Here is a 17,906-nt window from a genome sequence, read left to right as displayed (position 1 = left end):
CAGAATAACACTTTCAGTTCTTTAACGACAAAAATAGATGAGGCCTAAACTGGCCCTCATCTATTTTTTGTATGCTTTCAGACACTTAGTTCGCAATATCCCGTCTATTAAAGACATAGGCAGCGATTGCGACAACTATGATAAGTGCGATGATATTGTAGCTGAGTGAAAAACCGTACGTCATCTCTTTGACAGGCGGTAATCCTGTTATATAGCGATTCAGCGACCAGTTCGCCGGCCAGATATATTTGACCAGCTCTGTTTTTGAGGCGATGAAACTGACGATCAGTGAACCTAAGAATAACAGCCCCAGTGAAATCCCCTGCGCTGCTGCTGTATTACGCAGAACGACGGATAATACATACGCTATCGTTGCCAGCACAATGACCATCACCAGATCATTGGCCATGACTTTAGCAAGGAGCGGCCAGAATTCCACCATCTTAAAGTCGCCTGTCTCGGCATCGGTCACAGCTAACTTAGACGTCGGGTTGTGTGCTCGTGTCACGAGGCCGAACAGCATCGAGATGCCGTACGTGAAGACCACAAAGATCAGTGAGGTCAGCAGCACAAACAGATATTTAGCGAAGAATATTGTCAGGCGGGAAGCGGGCCGAATCATCAGTAACTTGATCGTGCCCTGCTGATGTTCACGGCTCATCACACTTCCTGCTATCACAATCACCATCAATGCCACCAAGTTGATCAGCGGTGAAGTATCAAGCAAGTAGGCATATAGATTCTGCATCGCTGGAGGCTGTACATCCTTCTTAAGATAGAAGCTCAGTCGTGACAGCTCCTGCTGACTTTCAGCCAAAGTGATGGACTCTTTGAATGACAAATTATTCATATCCTTTTTGCTGAGCTTGTCCACTTGAGCGTTCAAGTCCTTGATGTCCGCCTGCACTTCTGTCCGCCAGTTCTCTCCATATGTCTTATTTCTATCCGTCTCACCTGTCGTAAAGCGCTCCAGCATGATGCCAAGCGCAAAGACCAGGACGATAAGCGTCAGCATCACCCACGTCGCCGGACGCATAAAATACTTGATCCATTCATTTTTAAGCAGATTAAACATGCTTGGCACCTCCAGTCATCTTCAGGAATCGTTCTTCCAGTGTCTCCTTGTCCATGACCACCCCGTAGACATCAATATCCGCCTGGACGAGACCTCTGATGATATCGGGTACATCCTTCTGGCTGACCTGGACGACAAGACCCTTTTCCTGAACAGTCGCCATGCCGCGTGACGCAAAATAGTGCGCTGCCGCTTCTACCGGATAGACATCGAAGCGATGCGGCACAACATCTTCAGCCGTACTGACCTGGTGCACATCCTCTATACTGAGCATCTGACCATGCTGAATAATGCCGATACGGTCACACATCATCTCCATCTCACTGAGCAGGTGACTCGAGACAATAACAGAGAGACCTTCCTCGCGCGCGAGCTTACGGATATAATCGCGGATTTCTCTGATTCCCTGCGGATCAAGGCCATTCGTCGGTTCATCCAGAATAAGCAGAGAAGGTTTGTGCAGAAGCGCCTGCGCAAGCCCGAGGCGCTGCCGCATCCCGAGTGAATACTTCTTCACCTTGTCATGGATGCTCTCTTCAAGTCCGACCAGCTTGACGACACGCTGAATATCCTCCCGGGTGACCCCTTTCTGCATACGGGCGAACTGCTTCAGATTTCCAAGCCCGGACAGAAACGGATACAGCTCAGGATTCTCAACAATGGCCCCCACATGTTCCATGGCCTCCGCCCGTTCAGTAGTGACGGAGTGACCTAATATAGTAATATCTCCAGCTGTCGGTGTCGTCAGACCGACAATCATCCGGATTGTCGTCGTTTTACCGGCCCCATTCGGCCCCAAGAAGCCGAACACCTCGCCCTTTCTGACCGCAAAGCTGACATCATTGATGATGGTCCGCTTGCCGATGGTCTTCTTTAAATGCGCAACAGACAGACTTATATTCTCTTCCACAACATGACCTCCTTTTCTCCCACTGTATATGAAATCATTCCAGGATGTAACCCGTCAGCTAGAAATTTAAGGAAACTTTAAGGTTGAGAAGATAGGTCCAATAAAAAAAAGCCAGCCCCTAAGGACCGGCTGATTATGAACAGTGAAGAACACCGCTAAAGGCAAAACTAGGTGCCCAAAGTTTTTGGCATTTGCCCATCGAAAGATTAAAATCACATACTTCGTCTCCTAGATTCGTATCCATAAGGCGTAACAAAGTGTAAGTCGTAAGGCGTTAACGTCCGTACAAAATATGATCTATTGAGAAGTAGTCTTTCTACCAGAAACAGATTATGACGTGAGCAGTTCGACTTCAATCATCATCGTGCTGTTGAATTGGTCGACCTTCATGGACTTGGCGTTTGCTGCCGCTTCCAGCTCCTCGATATAAGCATTCACCCTATCCTCTTCAATAATCCCTTCCTCCACTACGCCGACACCAGCGACCGTTTTAATCCGTTCCTGGCCATAGCCGAATGCCGTATAACTCTGCAGCTCCTCGATCATCTTACGCTCAAGCTTCAGCTGCTCCAGCATATCAGAAGCCGTGACGCCTGGCTCAATTTCAGAGGTTGAATTCTTCAGATGAATCGCTGTCTTCAGCGTCACAATATCATGCTTCAACTGGTCCATCTTCTGCAGAGAATCGAACACTTTCTGCGACTTCTCAGCCGTAACAATACTCTTACTGTTCACCGCTATCGGCGTCCGGTATTCAGAATGGAACTTCTGCATCTCACGGTTCAACTGCTGACGTAACGTGCTGATCAGAAATACAGCCTGCTGGATAGATAAAGTCGTCATGGCACCCTCCTGTATAAAACCGTTATTTTGGATAATTATAACATAAAAATATCTTCTCAAAAATTCATCGCTTCTTAAACTCGCTTTCCAGCCGTTCAGCGTGCGGAAAGTGGCTGGACAGACTTGAGATAATAGCATCATCATTAATCAAAACATACGTCTCCGAACTATCCAACGCTATTAATTCAAAGACAGCCTGGGGTTCAATATGACATAACCCATTCTTTAAATAAGGCTGGTCCACTGTAATATCATAGCAGTTTGAGTTTCCCTTTATTTCTTCCCAGGAAAGCTCACGCGGAAAACCTGATAATACGCCCCATATCCATTGAACATGTGCATACTGCTGCAGAAGCGAAAACAATTGTTCACCATCCAGAAAATAATCATGTGGCTCATTCAACGGAAAAGACTCATTATCAGGATTATTATGTTCCACACATCTCACTTTCCATTTCAGAGATTTTACGTAGGGTTCAATGTGTTTCAGAATTTCATAAGGAAAAGTCACATAACCTTTTTCATTCAAAATAAATCCTTGCATACTTATCACTTCCCATTTCAATAAGTATTATAGATAATTAAAAATCATTTCTTTGTCTTCAGGATAGAGCCAATTTAATTTATTATATTCATCCTTCTCAATCCATTTAACTTGTGCAATCTCATTGTCTGGATCAATTATTTCTAACTGCCCACCTATAATATTACAGTAAAAGTAGTCGACTGTTACATCATATTCTTTCACTTTCTTTTTCATCTGCTTTACATGTCTTATAATATTTACTTTATAGCCTGTCTCCTCGTGGACTTCTCTCACTAGAGCTTCTTCTTTACTTTCTCCTGCCTCAATCCCGCCTGTAGGTATAGACCATTTATTCTCACTTTTTGATTTCACTATTAGTAATTTAGAATTTTTAATGACGATTGCAGATACACCATTCCAGATCATAATATCTGATTTCCTTTCTAAAGAAATGTTATATAAATCTTTGTGTCAGTTTCCCATTTCCATTTTTGCATTCTACAATAGCGTATGCACCATTAATAAATGTCATCTGTGGTGGCATATGTCCACAATCTATATCATAGATAACAGGCATCTTTAATTCTTCAGCCAAATCTTTATAGACATCATCAATTGTATAGCCTTCTATATCATCAACGACTCTCGTTCTACCAAATAATAATCCACTGCAATTATCAAACCAACCTGCTAACTGCATCTGCAGCAACGTTCTTCTGAACTCTGTTGAACTAGCCTCACAATTCTCTAAGTACCAGATAACAGCATCATTATTGATAAATGTTTCTCTGAATTTATTTACATCTCCAAAAGGAGTTCCTATCAAGTGGTGAATAACATCCGTGCATCCACCTAGCAACCGTCCTTCTATCTGTACTTCGTCTTCATTGACAACCTTCCATTCAGTCGGTGAATCTAAATTAAATACACACTCAGTAGGATTGTTGTGATCCCATTTGCTTTGATATTTTTCTGAAGAACACTGAATGACTTCTCCACCCGTTTTTGTTTTTAAGACTTTTGTCCACATATCAGTTGTCGAATCTGAATATACTCCTCTCAAATCAACAAGATTAGGACCATGAGCAGTTGCAATACCAGTCTTTAAAGTAATCGCTAAAAGAATAGTACTGATATCAGAATAACCAAGTAACCACTTCGTTCTTAATTGTCTATAATCTATCTTATTAATAATTTCTAGAGCTAGCTCCCCTCCAAAAGGCGGAATAATGATATCAGTAGTATGATCTTTAAAAAAAGCATTCAACTCAGATGCTCGGACATCAGCCTCAGTAGATTTAGCTTTATGTTGCATCAAAGTGGTTGGCGCGATATTAATCTCATGGTTAGAAAATCGTTTTTTTATATCATGAATATATCCATACATTGTTTCAGTTAAACCAGAAGATGGAGCTGTGACGCCAATTGTAAAATTACCTTCCAATATGGGATACTTAATCAATAACATCTCTCCTTTTCAGAATTTAAATAAGATTCTCTATCTTCCTATAGTTCACGCGGCGTTTGAATACCTAGTAATCTCAATCCTTCTTCTACGATAAAGGAATACTATTTAAAAATAAAACTTTCAAATCTTCTAGTTTCATTAACAATAGTTTTTTTGCAAAATTAACTATTATATTATCTATTTGTTTCATTCACAAGTACTTACGAAATAACAAACTGATAATGTCCCTGCATGATTAATGGGTACCTTTAGAACCTCCCTTTAGTATCATTTTATTATTATATCAATTCTTTATTAATTCTCATGCTGTAAAAAAATATAGAAATCCTCTATAAACTCAAATGAAAAAACAAAAAACACCCTCCAGCACCTGCTGAAGAGTGTTGAACGCAATATTAACGTTTTGAGAACTGTGGTGAACGACGAGCGCCTTTAAGACCTGGTTTTTTACGTTCAAAAAACTTTAGGGTTTCGTACAGTTGTATAGACTATCGTAAGCCTTGATATTAAAGGATTTCTAATTTTTTCAATTGCATAGAATTGCATCAAATATCACTCAGGGGTAACTAAAGGGTAACTAAATAAACTGCTGGCCGGTAGTAAATATCAATGGCATTTAATAATACAACTATTCTAAAATTAATTACGTATAATAATATAATTATACATTAGCTTTCAGTTTTATTATCTATTTCATAACTTATTTTTTAACTGTTGAAAATACGAGATGACTTTTTGTGTGACCATATGGTTGTAATACATCTATAAATGATTCGACCTGTTCCATATCTTCAAACAATACTTTAAAAATATAGCATGCTTCACCAGATATTCTATAACAAAAATCAATATTTTTTTGATTCATTACAAATGCTTTAAAGTCATCATATCTATTATTTTTAATTACAATCTCAACAATCATTTCAATGGTATATCCTAATTTTTTATAATCAATATCAATCGTATAATACTTTATAACACCTTGTTCTTCTAATTTTTTTACTCTTTCTCTTACTGCTGGTGGTGAAAGGTTTACTCTTCTACCTAGATCATTCATAGTAATCCTGCTATTTTCAGTAAAAATTTCTAGGATATTGTCATTTATTAAGTCATTCATATAAAATACCTCCTTTTCAAAAGTAAAACATCAAAATTTCAATGTTATTCATATTTAAATTAAATAATAACATCGTTATGATATATGTATTATACCTATAAGGAGATGTCATATGGAAGCACTATTAGTCATTGATGTACAAAAAGCATTTAATCACGAAAAATTTGGAAAACGAAATAATCCTGATGCCGAAAATAATATGGTAATGATTATTGATTATTTTAGAAATCAGAACAATGAAGTCATACATATTCAGCATGTATCTGATAATCCTATTTCACTTTTTCACAAAGATAACTTACAATATTTTACAAATGGATTTGAACCTTTAATGCATGAGAAAGTTTTTAGAAAGACTGTTAATAGTGCATTTATCGGGACAACCTTACTTGAATATTTACAAAGCAAAAGTATCAAATCTTTAACAATTATTGGACTAACCTTACCACACTGTGTTTCGACAACTACAAGAATGGCTCAAAATTTTGGATTTAATGTTACTTTAATTAGTGATGCAACAGCATCATTTGATCTGTTAGATTATCATGGAAAGTTACAAAAAGCTGAAGATATTCATCATTACAATTTAACTGCACTGCATGATGAATTTGCGAATGTAATTGATACACAAACATTATTGGGTAACTAAAAGGTAACTGAATCCATCAATAAAAATGCAAAAAAAGCTCTCTCCAACATGAGTTGGAAAGTGCTTTAAACTTGCAACAGCTGCTGCCTAACATTTTGTGAACTGCTTTGAACGACTGATACCTTAGACCAGCGTTTTTTACGTTAAAAACTTTAGGGTTTCGTACAGCTGTATATACTGTCGCAAACCTTGATATTAAAGGATTTCTAATATTTCTTCCGAAACTGAAGATAGGAATAGTATTAATTCTTTGCTATACCTAGATGTTGTTTGCGGTCCAATCTCGGTCCAAATGTTAGTACTAAATGATCTGCAGATCAGTGCTAAGTGCTTTAATTAACAACCTACATCTTTAAACTAATAACCTAATAATAACCTAACTTATTCACACTAAAAGCTCATAATATCAATATTTCAAGGTATTAATAACCTAATTTCTTATTTTTAATAACCTAATTAATTCAATTTAGGTTACTGCTTTATCCACCCTGAACCTGAACCTCTGCCTGTTGATTTAATTTTCCCACTTCTAGATAACGACTGTAAAAGATTATCAACCTTTTTCATTTTTTGCTGTTTATCTAGGACATTAGGTAGTTTATCTTCTAATAAAGAAAAAATTTCTTGTTTAGTACTTTTAGGATACTTTTCCAGCATAGTTACAATCATGGCCTTGTAATAATCATTATTTAATCCAGCATCTTTCAAATATTCGTTCTTTTTTCCTGTTAGATTAGCTACATGTGAAGCTATTATAATATTAGGATATCTACCTTCAATTAATTTTTGTTTTCTTAGATTATCAGCATCTCTTTTATCAATGCGAACGTTCTTTTGAACTTTATCTAATAGCATAACATCTCTCAAAGATAAATCACTATTTTGTACCAATAACTTAGTATAATTTTCATCAATTATTTCCCCAAAGATTGTTACTTGAACTTTTGGATTTAAAGCACCTTTATCAGTAATATCATAAGTTGGTAAAGGGAACGTTCTCTTCATTTGAATATTCATCATTTTTTTAATACCACTACCGATAGTATCTATCATATTTAAAGACACCATAGCATCTGCTAAAAACTGGTTTCTGTATATTTCGCTTGGTGTATCTGAATTTATCACATATTCTATTGATTCTGGTAAGAATTCACCGACATTTGATATAACCACTTTATTTGGATATTCAACAAGATTAATCTTACCATTCAATGTATAATCTTGATGCGCTATAGCATTATTCAATGATTCACGAAGTACGTATGAATCATATTTCTTAGTTTCTGTTGGAAATATAGAGTCATCAGCAATATATCGATAATTTAAATTTCTTATTTTGTTATAAATTTTATCTATATTAATTAACATTGGTGCTGAAAAATGTTCATAGTCGATTTCGATATTATCTTGATCTTTCAATATCCATGATACATTTATTTGTGCATTATTTAATAGTGAAGTTGACTCAGGATTACCTAATAGAATAATAGCAGTATTAGTAATCTTTGATTTCAATGTTATTTTAGCTTTATTAAGAAACGTAACATCATCCCAATCATCAACTTCATCAGCTAGACTACTATTTTTTACTTTATATTTTTCACGTGCCATTTTAATTGCTTCTTTACTTAAGTCTTCGATAGTAGCATCTTCAACAATCATTTTAGACCAATCTTCTGAAGTTTGGTTATATATTTTTTTCATTTCATAGGTAGACAGCGTATCAATTGATTCACCTGTTCTTCCATACGCTCTACCCTGATATGTAGTAGGAAGTCCTTTTAAAGCAGCTGGAATTCCGAAAAAGATAACTCTTTTCCCTTTAATAACTTTCTCAGTAACCTCAGTAAAAGAAAGATTATTACTCATTTCTTCTTTTAATTCCTGTTTCATTTTATTCATAGCTTCACTTTCTTTTTTAAATTGAGTACCCACAATGAATTTATCTGTTCCTCTGTATGTTTTAGGATCATTAACTCCAAAGACAAGCCAAGCTACTTCTTTCCCATTTAAATTTGCTTCATTACTTAATGCAGAAAAATACTTACCAAATGTATGGATCTTAAAATTATTTTGGGCAGCTTTAAATTCTATTGTTTCATTTTCTGTTGAATTGTATAAAATATCTTCAAATTTCTTTTCTAACATTCTCATAACTCCCCACCATATATTTATAAGTATTATACAATAACTAATTTGTAAAGACAGTGTTTGAATCCCTGAGAAAAACCAGGTCATTTCATGTGGTGTCATACAGTTTCATATCATTAAATTTTAATCAAGCTTCACACAAAATAGTTCCCCAAGGGGTAACTAAATGGTATCTAAACACCTCTATAAAAATACAAAAAACACTCTTTGGAATAATCCAAAGAGTGTTGTAAACGCTGATATAACAACGATATTAACGTTTTGAGAACTGTGGTGAACGACGAGCGCCTTTAAGACCAGGTTTTTTACGTTCAAAAAACTTTAGGGTTTCGTACAGTTGTATAGACTATCGTAAGCCTTGATATTAAAGGATTTCTAATTTTTTCAATTGCATAGAATTGCATCAAATATCACTCAGGGGTAACTAAAGGGTAACTAAATAAACTGCTGGCCGGTGGTACTAATATTTTAAGAATTCTTATCTTTATAATATTCCAATATTTCATATATGTCTCTTTTCTCTTTATTTATTGAAATATTGGAAAAACATTTTGCAAATTCATCATTTTTTCTTTATTTAGTTTCTGATTAATAATATAAATAAAATCACACACACAATCTTTAAATTGTTTCGCTTCTTTCTCAGAATAAACTTTTCCAGCATGAACAATTTCATTTCTTAATTTGTAGCATTCTTCTAAATAATATTTCTCTATTTCTTCTATTTCTTCATTTTGGTCACTCGAAATATTATATAATGTTTTTAAAAAATGATCTTTAAAAATATTTTTAAATCCACTCACTAGTACGTTGATTATTTGTGTCTCATTTTTTATTTTTGTAATTTCGTAGTACTTTTTAACAAATAAAACTATAAAAACTTCAAATCCAGTTTGGTTGTTTACTATGCTAGAGTTAAAATCATAATTGAAAAAAAATCTCTCTCCTTTTCTAAAAAATAATGTTGCCTGCTTTAAAGGATGATTTTTAATAGAATAAAAATTATTCATAACATATCTATCTCTTATCTCTTGAGATCAGTTAAAGTATCTCCTACTATCTTATCAAATAATTTAATAATAAAAATATTCGTATCATCTATTCTAAGATTGTCTTTATCCCAAGTATACTGTTTAAATACTGGTTGCCCTAATAATGATGATTTATCTACTTTGTGCAAACTATGATATTGGGCATAAATAATTATGTTCTCTAAAAAGTCATTCAATATTTCTAATTGATTATCAAATATCTAAGTAAGTTCTATTTCTTTAATCTCATATTTTTTCACTTTTTTTTGTTTTTTTTATAATTTCTTATTTTTAAAGCATTGGTCACTTCTATTACAGTATTTTTAATTTCAGGTACACCAAAACCATCTTTTAATCCATAAAAAGGATATGTTTTCTGAATATAGATAAACATAAAGTCATTAATATGAAAAATAGAACCATTAGGAACTGGTATTCTAAATGGGAGCATATATCTAAATGTTATAAAATGATGTATGTTACATTCATCCTCAATCAATCTCTTATATTTTTGGCTTTTAATAGTTGTAAATTCAGGATTCTTATTTATATTCTTCACCTTCTCTAAATTTATATATTTACACTAATAATTGTCTATATAAAATTTAATACATCTTTAAATTAATAATCTTTTCTTGAAATGTTTATTCTATTTATTAAAATGAATTTTAATTTCCTGTAGAAAAATGGAAATTGTTATTAGTGTTTTTTTAAAATTATATCGCTGCTTACAATATGAAACATTCATATCCGACAATTCTAATCATTACGTCAAATATTGAATTTGATTATCAAATGGATAATGAAAAAAATGAAAAAACTGTTATTTTAAACTGTACTGGTCAAGATTAAAACCATTTATCTCCTTTAATCTGCCTACCATATAGGTTATATGAGACTCTATCATTTTTTTACGTTGGTAATACTCTTCCATAATTTCATTTTTATTTTTATTTTGTAAATACCATTCGATTTTCATCGTTATTATAGATTTGTATTAATAAATTAATCTTTTCCAAGTTTGTACCCCAAACTTGAATATGTTTCAAATTGAATTTGAAATTCACTTTTTAGAAATTTAAACATTTTTTCTACTTTTTCTATTTATTATAATACCTTTTTGCTTTTAATCCTTTCCTTATCTCACTAGCTTTTCTTCTTGCTGGTTGCTCAGTAGGTTTTTCATTCTCCATTGTATCTCTCCTTACAATCATTATTGATCAGCAACGTATTTAAACTCTTTTGTCTCAATCAATGCGATAAATTCATCAACAAACTTAACAGACAACAAATCTTTCACTTTATAATAACTAAGATGATCATAATAATTTATTTCATAAATCGTTTTTAACGTTCGTAAGGTTGGTTTGTTTCTTTTCTTTCTATCGATAGGATTATAAAAAATTCTTTCATTTACTTCATAGGCTTCATCTTATCCAATAATCTCGTCATTTACTTTATAATCATATTTTGATTCTTCACGTACCTAAAATCGGTTTAGTAATACGATATAGAATTTGAATTTTATTAAAGTAATTTAATGTTAAAAAATGAATTCATATAAAACTATAAATTTACCAAGTGAATTATAAGGAAATTTCTAAACAAAAAAGCACTCTCCAGTAACTGCTGGAAAGTGCTTTGAACGCATTTTCTATTTAAAACAAATTGCTGTCACAATTTGCATATCATATCTGTAATCGAAGAAGTTCGCAGCAGCTCTGGTAATTATAGTTTTGAGAACTTCAGTTAACATACACTTCATTTATTAGTACCCTTTTAGTACACTCAACAAATATTCTTTTCTATTTAATGGGTTTACGCAGTTACGTTTTTTTGAAGACACTTTTTTATATGTCTTCCGGTATTCTAAAAATTCATTCATCAATATACCTTCGCCACCAGTTAAGTCTCTGAATTTTTCATTGATATTAACAAGATTTGAAGTCGGAATTTCCCCTTTAATTCTAATAATATCTTCTGAAAAAGTTTGAGATGATATCTTCATTTCATTTTTCGATAATAATGATAGTATATTATTGTTCGAATCTTTCGGAATTTCAATGTAGAGTTCATCATATGGCTCGCATATATGAGTTCCTGCCTTCTTCAGCGCCTTCATTAAGACCAATGGTGTTAGTAATCTAAAGTCACTGCCTTTAGATGACATATTCTTATCAAATCCACCGTGTGAGGCACTTTGTCTTGCCCAGTACTCTGTATGTGTAAGATAGACGATGCAATCATGTACTTCATATCCATATAATCCTTCTTTAAGCGTCTTATAGACAGTCTCTTCAATTGCACGGAAAAAGGGCTTCGGCATTGCTCCATTCTCAACCTCGATGACAAATTGATTTCCACCATTTAATTCATTCGGTTCTATTCTTAACCCTACTGTAGCAATGAATGGATTAGTATCTTCTGATAGAAATTCAACAGCTTCTCCCGTTCCTGCAATTCTTTCAATGTATATGACATTTGAATTTTCAAACGTCACTTCGATTTGATAATCATCCATTAAAGTTTTAGAAATCACTTCTTTTTGGACTTCTCCATATAATGAAAGTTGCACTTCATTTGTTTCAGTATCATTATAGACCTGAAGGGTAGGATCCATTTTTTCAAGTTCCTTTAATGTATTATACATATCCATCTTCTGATTGAGGTTTACCGGATGAATCACTGATGTTATTGTCGGAGGACTAAAGTAATTAGTAAGTGAATAATGATGTTCTCCAATATAATCCCCAATGCGTGCATCATTGAGTCCATATATGATCGCAATGTCACCAGCGGGAATATAATCAATTTGGATAAAAGCTCCCTCTTCCGGTTTTAGAACACGCGTTACTTTATCCTCTTTTTTATCACCATATTGAATCTTCCGTCTCGGATTAACTTCCCCGGAAAAAATACGAGCATATGCAACTGATTCATTTCTTTCATCTTTCTCCATCTTAAAGATATAGCCTTGTAACTTCTCATACTTTTTATTGGCGGAGGAAGGGAAAAGTCTTACCAATTGATTGATGAGATAATCTACCGTTTCACCTGTTTTAGCAGATCCAAATACGATGGGATACAGTAGACCTTTCTCCACTTGTTTTATAAATTCTCTTTCTGTCTCCTCAAGTAAATTGCCCTCGTTTTTAATAAAGATTTCTGAAAAATGAGTGCTATTTTCACCTAATAGATTGATTGCATGATTAAGAAAAGTTTCATCGGAATAACGAAACGGTAGGAAATGAGAATCATTTTCTCCGGCATTAGTAGTCTCACCTAATGTAATAACATTATCACTTAATCGATTTTGTATTTCTTTTACTACCCTATCTATATCTGCACCTTTTCGATCAATCTTATTTACAAAGATCAGGACTGGCAGATTCATTTTCTTTAATATTTTCATTAAAGTAATAGTCTGTGCCTGTACACCTTCAACTGCAGAAACCACTAGAATTACGCCATCCAGAACTGATAAGATTCTATCAACTTCCGAAATGAAATCAGGATGTCCCGGTGTATCAATGATATTCACTTTAGTACCATTTGTCTTGAAAGAGGTGACCACTGACTTAATCGTTATACCTCTTTCTTTCTCAATATCAAGCGTATCCATCTGTGTGGTACCTTTATCCACACTACCTAATTCCTTTATGATACTTGCTTCAAATAATATACGTTCAGTCAAACTTGTTTTACCGGCATCTATATGTGCTAAAATACCGATATTTATTATTTTATTTTTATTCATTGAATCCCCAACTTAAAGGGGTATCGCAGTTAGTCGGGTAATTTAGGCGAATTTCCCCTTATTTTTTATTTTCCCCTGTATTGTTGTATTTGCTCTCATGTCGAATACCTCCATTATATAATTTAGTAAATTGTAAATATTTAAAATTTTAATAATCTTACGATTATAACTATTACATTGATTCATTTATTAAGAAAGGACTTTCCATCTACCTTGGAAAGTCCTTTTCAGTTATTTCTATACATACATTCTGCTGTAGTATCCTTTTGCGTCTATTAGTGCCTGATGACTTCCAGATTCGATAATCCCGTCTTTCGTCAGTACATAAATTTTATCCGCATTTTTAACAGTAGATAATCTATGAGCGATGACTAACGTCGTTCTATTCTCAGTTAAATTTTCAAGTGATTCCTGAACAATCTTCTCGCTGAATGTATCAAGGGCACTCGTTGCTTCATCGAATATCACAATCTCGGGATTTTTCAGAAACAGTCTGGCAATACTGATTCGCTGTTTCTGTCCTCCAGATAATCTTGCTCCTTTTTCACCAAGGAGTGTATGATAGCCTTCAGGTAACTCAGATATAAATTCATGAGCATTTGCGAGTTTTGCAGCATTCATGACTTCTTCCATTGTCGCATCTGGATTTCCATACTTAATGTTCTCATAAGCAGAACATGAATAAATATATACGTCCTGCTGAACGATTCCTATCGATTTTCTTAAACTTTCAAGATCAATATCTTTAATATCTTGTCCATTAATTTTTATAGATCCATTATTAACATCATAAAATCGTGGCAACAAGTTAGCTACTGTTGACTTACCTGATCCAGATGGACCGACTAAAGCGATATATTCTCCTTTAGTAATCGATAGATCAAAATTGTTCAGTACATTACTGTCATCATATTTAAAGGTTACCTTATCAAACACAATGGATTCAATGTTGTTAATCTTATTAATAGAATTCTTGATAATATTCGGTTTCTTTAACAACAGATTATAAAATCTATTAAATCCAGATAGCCCTTCGTTATACATGACAGAAAGTCTAACAAAGGCTTCTATAGGTGAAGTAATGTTCCCTACGTATAATATAAAAGTTAATAATGCTGGTATTGTTAATTCTTTATTCATAATCAGGACTGCTCCTATTATGATAATAACAATAGGCATCGATTGCATTAAAGAACCAATTATTTCAGAATACAGAGCTTCAGTTTTATGGACTTTCTTCTTTATTTCAATTGCTTCAGCATTCAATTGTTTATAATTTCTCGAAATTAAGTACTCATTCGTAAAAGACTTCGTGACCTTTATACCTGCTAAAGAATTTTCCAGGAAACCACTAATTTCCGCACTCTTTTCTTTATCTTCAGCATAAATAACATTTAATTTTTTTAAAAAATAGAAATAAACAAACAATGTCACTGGTACGTAAAGTAGCAACACTAATGTTAACTTGACCTCTATGAACGACAAAATGACGATTGCTCCGACAAAACGGACTAAATACATCACAAAATCTTCCGGTCCATGATGGTACAGCTCTGAAAGATTCTCCAGATCATGTGTTAACCGTGACATCAAACTCCCCGTACTCGTCGTATCGAAAAAAGCATGGTCCTGTTGCTGTATGTGATCAAATAGTTCTTCACTCATATCTTTCTCCATCTTTGCTCCCATGACATGTCCATAATAGTCTATGAAGATATGACATAGAAACTGGACAAACACTAAACTTAATAATAATGCACCAATTAGAATCACTGACCTAAGATTTGATTCTGAGAAGTTGCTGATTAAGTTTTCCGTGATGTATTGAATGATAAGAGGAATTGTTAAAGTACTAAAAGTCACAAACAAAGTGCTTAGCAACGTTAAACTGAAAATCTTTTTATATGGTTTGTAAAATGAAAAGAATTTTTTGTATTTCAATGTGATGGCTCCTTAAGTTTATTGGTGTCGTCTACCAATAAAAACCTAAAGAAACTTAAAGCTTAAAGGTAAACGACCTCCGCGGCTTTAGTTACATTTACTACATTGAAGAATGCTCTCATTTGTATCTTCCTTTCAATTTAAGTTTACAGACTTATCTGTTAATTTAATATTAAACTATACTTGGACTGATTACAACAATTCATTTTATTATAATAAAAACATGATCTTCAATAGGTGTAATCACCACTCATTCTCCCCTGGATAAATTCCATGTCTAACATACTCATCAAATTGTCTACCTGTGACTTCTCCTCTGGCATTTTTATATAATAAATCAATGTACTCATCACTTAAAGCTATGCCATCAATTGCAATAATACCGATTGCTGCTTTAGCAATCGCTATCTTTTCTTGGTCAGGTAAATCTAATTTTGTAGATTTACCATGGAGTTGATTGTACCCTTCTGTTAATTTTACTAGTGTTCTATATGAATCTTCATCCAATTGATTTCTGTCAGTTATTAATTCATTGATATATATTTTACTAATGCTCGATAACTTAACATCCATGTCGAAACCATATAAAAAAGCACTTCCTGGAAGATTTCAAGAAGTGCTTTGAACCTTGATATAACAACGATATTAACGTTTTGAGAACTGTGGTGAACGACGAGCGCCTTTAAGACCTGGTTTTTTACGTTCTTTCATACGTGGGTCACGTGTTAACATGCCCGCGCGTTTTAATGATCCACGGTATTCTGGATCTGCTTCGATTAATGCACGTGCGATACCGTGACGGATTGCTTGTGCTTGTCCAGTGAAACCGCCGCCACGTACGTTGACTAATACGTCGTAGTTGCCTTTAGTTTCAGTGATATCGAATGGTTGGTTTAAGTCTAAGATTAATGATTCAAATGGTAAGTAGTCACGTACGTCACGTTTGTTGATTGTGATGTTACCTTCGCCTGGTACTAAACGTACACGTGCTACTGAATGTTTACGACGGCCTGTGCCTTGGTATTCAACTTGTGCCAATGTATTGTCCTCCTCTTAATTAACCACGTAACTCGTAGTTTACAGGTTGTTGTGCTTGGTTTTTGTGTTCTGGTCCAGCGTATACGTGTAATTTTTTGCCCATTTTATCGCCGAGTGAACCTTTTGGTAACATCCCTTTGATAGATGTTTCTAATAAACGTACTGGGTTTTTCTCACGTAATTCACCAGCAGAGATCTGTTTTAAACCACCTGGGTGTAATGAGTGACGGTAGTAGATTTTGTCTTGTGCTTTGTTACCAGTGAACTGGATTTTCTCAGCGTTGATGATGATCACGTGATCGCCACAGTCAACGTGTGGTGTGAATGTTGGTTTGTTTTTACCGCGTAAGATAGATGCTACTTCTGAAGAAAGACGACCTAATGTTTGTCCTTCTGCATCAACAACGTACCATTTGCGTTCGATGTTTGATTCGTTTGCCATGAATGTTTGACGCATGTGTTTTTCCTCCTAAAATAAAAAAAGTTCCCTCATGATTTCTGTCTATATATCTGTAACACAATAAGTTTCCGGGGCTTATTGTAGTGGTTGATATTAAACAATACCGTTGTCTATCTTATAACATTCCGGGGTCTGTTGTCAATGACTTCGGTGTATTTTTGGTAATTATTTTCGTGCCCGGCGGGATGTCTTCTGCCAGTTCTTCAGGGGTCAGATAGATCTTCTCGAGGTAGAGTCCTTCTGCCGGTGCGGTCTTGCCCGCTTTCTTACGGTCACGTGCGGCAAGTAGCGCTGTCGTATCATCCTGACGTCTGCCTTGTCCGATATCGAGCAGATGCTGCACCATGATTCTGACCATGTTGTAGAGGAACCCTGAGCCGATGACGTGGAAGTCGTAGCCGTCACGCGTCTTCGTCACGGTGAAGCTGTAGATGGTCCGTTCTTTGTTCTCAATCTCCGTCTTCGCTGAACAGAAGGAGGTGAAGTCGTGTGTGCCGAGAAAGGCTTGCGCCGCTTCATTCATTTTCGCAAGGTCCAGGTCATAAGGATACCACGTCTCGAGTCCCGTCTTCATGACGTCTCTGTGCGGCGCCTGGTAGATCTTATAGCGGTAGGCTTTACCGATACAGTCATAGCGGCTGTGGAACGTCTCAGGAATCTCTCTGACGGCTGTGATATAGATATCATCCGGCAGCGCCGAGTTGAAGGCATGCTGCCATTTGTCGGGTGTCAGCTTCAGATGAGTATCGAAATGGACGTACTGACAGAGGGCATGGACCCCTTTGTCGGTACGCGATGATGGATGAATACGTACGAAATCCCGGTGCATACGCTTTAGGATGCGCTCCAGTTCGTACTGCACGGTGCGCCCTTCATTCTGGATCTGAAAGCCCTGAAAGTTCGCACCGTTATAAGTCAGCTGTAATAGTATACGCATGAG

19 protein-coding genes are annotated in these 17,906 nt (G+C 34.9%); 1 reads left to right on the top strand and 18 read right to left on the bottom strand.

What is annotated here, in order from left to right; translation table 11 throughout:
• Nucleotides 1–85 precede the first annotated feature (85 nt).
• The 8 genes from QSV55_RS01675 to QSV55_RS01645 all read right to left on the bottom strand — a co-directional run bounded on the left by QSV55_RS01675 (nucleotide 86) and on the right by QSV55_RS01645 (nucleotide 5,939).
• Complete coding sequence (locus QSV55_RS01675) at nucleotides 86–1,075, bottom strand: ABC transporter permease (protein ID WP_289650428.1); 990 nt, start codon at nucleotides 1,073–1,075, stop codon at nucleotides 86–88.
• Nucleotides 1,068–1,985 carry an ABC transporter ATP-binding protein gene (locus QSV55_RS01670; protein ID WP_289650427.1) on the bottom strand — a complete coding sequence of 306 codons (918 nt, stop codon included), beginning with the start codon at nucleotides 1,983–1,985 and terminating at the stop codon, nucleotides 1,068–1,070. The genes QSV55_RS01675 and QSV55_RS01670 overlap by 8 nt, the downstream gene beginning before the upstream one ends.
• Before the next feature lie 330 nt (nucleotides 1,986–2,315).
• Entirely contained in the window at nucleotides 2,316–2,828 is a 513-nt protein-coding gene (locus QSV55_RS01665; RefSeq protein ID WP_289650426.1) for a hypothetical protein, read from the bottom strand.
• A 64-nt stretch (nucleotides 2,829–2,892) separates the two neighbouring features.
• Nucleotides 2,893–3,357 carry a hypothetical protein gene (locus tag QSV55_RS01660; RefSeq protein ID WP_289650425.1) on the bottom strand — a complete coding sequence of 155 codons (465 nt, stop codon included), beginning with the start codon at nucleotides 3,355–3,357 and terminating at the stop codon, nucleotides 2,893–2,895.
• Between the two features lie 42 nt (nucleotides 3,358–3,399).
• The gene (locus QSV55_RS01655; RefSeq protein WP_133452316.1) at nucleotides 3,400–3,780 is read right to left on the bottom strand and encodes an NUDIX hydrolase; all 381 of its coding nucleotides are present in this window, start codon (nucleotides 3,778–3,780) and stop codon (nucleotides 3,400–3,402) included.
• A gap of 28 nt (nucleotides 3,781–3,808) precedes the next feature.
• Complete coding sequence (locus QSV55_RS01650; protein ID WP_353507452.1) at nucleotides 3,809–4,822, bottom strand: S66 family peptidase; 1,014 nt, start codon at nucleotides 4,820–4,822, stop codon at nucleotides 3,809–3,811.
• Nucleotides 4,823–5,217: 395 nt separating this feature from the next.
• On the bottom strand, nucleotides 5,218–5,301 hold the full coding sequence (gene rpsI, locus QSV55_RS11385) for a 30S ribosomal protein S9 (RefSeq protein WP_210152996.1): 84 nt from the start codon (nucleotides 5,299–5,301) through the stop codon (nucleotides 5,218–5,220).
• Between the two features lie 221 nt (nucleotides 5,302–5,522).
• Complete coding sequence (locus QSV55_RS01645) at nucleotides 5,523–5,939, bottom strand: Lrp/AsnC family transcriptional regulator (RefSeq protein WP_289650423.1); 417 nt, start codon at nucleotides 5,937–5,939, stop codon at nucleotides 5,523–5,525.
• Between the two features lie 112 nt (nucleotides 5,940–6,051).
• On the opposite strand from QSV55_RS01645, the gene QSV55_RS01640 reads away from it, so the two are divergent.
• Complete coding sequence (locus QSV55_RS01640) at nucleotides 6,052–6,588, top strand: cysteine hydrolase family protein (protein ID WP_289650422.1); 537 nt, start codon at nucleotides 6,052–6,054, stop codon at nucleotides 6,586–6,588.
• A gap of 471 nt (nucleotides 6,589–7,059) precedes the next feature.
• On the opposite strand, the gene QSV55_RS01635 is transcribed toward QSV55_RS01640, so the two are convergent.
• The 10 genes from QSV55_RS01635 to truA form a co-directional block, all read right to left on the bottom strand.
• Nucleotides 7,060–8,736, bottom strand: a complete 1,677-nt coding sequence (locus tag QSV55_RS01635) for an RNA-binding domain-containing protein (protein ID WP_197932701.1) — start codon at nucleotides 8,734–8,736, stop codon at nucleotides 7,060–7,062.
• Nucleotides 8,737–8,992: 256 nt separating this feature from the next.
• Nucleotides 8,993–9,076, bottom strand: coding sequence for a 30S ribosomal protein S9 (gene rpsI, locus QSV55_RS11380; protein WP_210152996.1), 84 nt, complete (start codon nucleotides 9,074–9,076; stop codon nucleotides 8,993–8,995).
• Nucleotides 9,077–9,266: 190 nt separating this feature from the next.
• Nucleotides 9,267–9,749, bottom strand: a complete 483-nt coding sequence (locus QSV55_RS01630) for a hypothetical protein (protein ID WP_289650421.1) — start codon at nucleotides 9,747–9,749, stop codon at nucleotides 9,267–9,269.
• Nucleotides 9,750–10,026: 277 nt separating this feature from the next.
• Nucleotides 10,027–10,329, bottom strand: a complete 303-nt coding sequence (locus QSV55_RS01625; RefSeq protein ID WP_289650420.1) for a hypothetical protein — start codon at nucleotides 10,327–10,329, stop codon at nucleotides 10,027–10,029.
• A gap of 1,209 nt (nucleotides 10,330–11,538) precedes the next feature.
• Nucleotides 11,539–13,527 (bottom strand): elongation factor G, encoded by a 1,989-nt coding sequence (locus tag QSV55_RS01620; RefSeq protein WP_289650419.1) that lies wholly within the window; start codon nucleotides 13,525–13,527, stop codon nucleotides 11,539–11,541.
• Nucleotides 13,528–13,764: 237 nt separating this feature from the next.
• The gene (locus QSV55_RS01615; RefSeq protein ID WP_289650418.1) at nucleotides 13,765–15,468 is read right to left on the bottom strand and encodes an ABC transporter ATP-binding protein; all 1,704 of its coding nucleotides are present in this window, start codon (nucleotides 15,466–15,468) and stop codon (nucleotides 13,765–13,767) included.
• Nucleotides 15,469–15,711: 243 nt separating this feature from the next.
• The gene (locus QSV55_RS01610) at nucleotides 15,712–16,041 is read right to left on the bottom strand and encodes a hypothetical protein (protein ID WP_289650417.1); all 330 of its coding nucleotides are present in this window, start codon (nucleotides 16,039–16,041) and stop codon (nucleotides 15,712–15,714) included.
• A gap of 72 nt (nucleotides 16,042–16,113) precedes the next feature.
• Complete coding sequence (rpsI, locus tag QSV55_RS01605) at nucleotides 16,114–16,506, bottom strand: 30S ribosomal protein S9 (protein ID WP_133431452.1); 393 nt, start codon at nucleotides 16,504–16,506, stop codon at nucleotides 16,114–16,116.
• Between the two features lie 19 nt (nucleotides 16,507–16,525).
• The gene (gene rplM / locus QSV55_RS01600; protein ID WP_239047514.1) at nucleotides 16,526–16,963 is read right to left on the bottom strand and encodes a 50S ribosomal protein L13; all 438 of its coding nucleotides are present in this window, start codon (nucleotides 16,961–16,963) and stop codon (nucleotides 16,526–16,528) included.
• Nucleotides 16,964–17,081: 118 nt separating this feature from the next.
• Entirely contained in the window at nucleotides 17,082–17,903 is an 822-nt protein-coding gene (gene truA, locus QSV55_RS01595) for a tRNA pseudouridine(38-40) synthase TruA (protein WP_289650416.1), read from the bottom strand.
• Between the last annotated feature and the right edge of the window lie 3 nt (nucleotides 17,904–17,906).

The sequence above is a fragment of the Macrococcus bovicus genome (genome assembly GCF_030376725.1).
In the GTDB taxonomy this organism is placed as follows: domain Bacteria; phylum Bacillota; class Bacilli; order Staphylococcales; family Staphylococcaceae; genus Macrococcus; species Macrococcus bovicus.
Note: the sequence above shows the minus strand (reverse complement) of the source record. Positions and strands in the feature narration are given on the sequence as shown.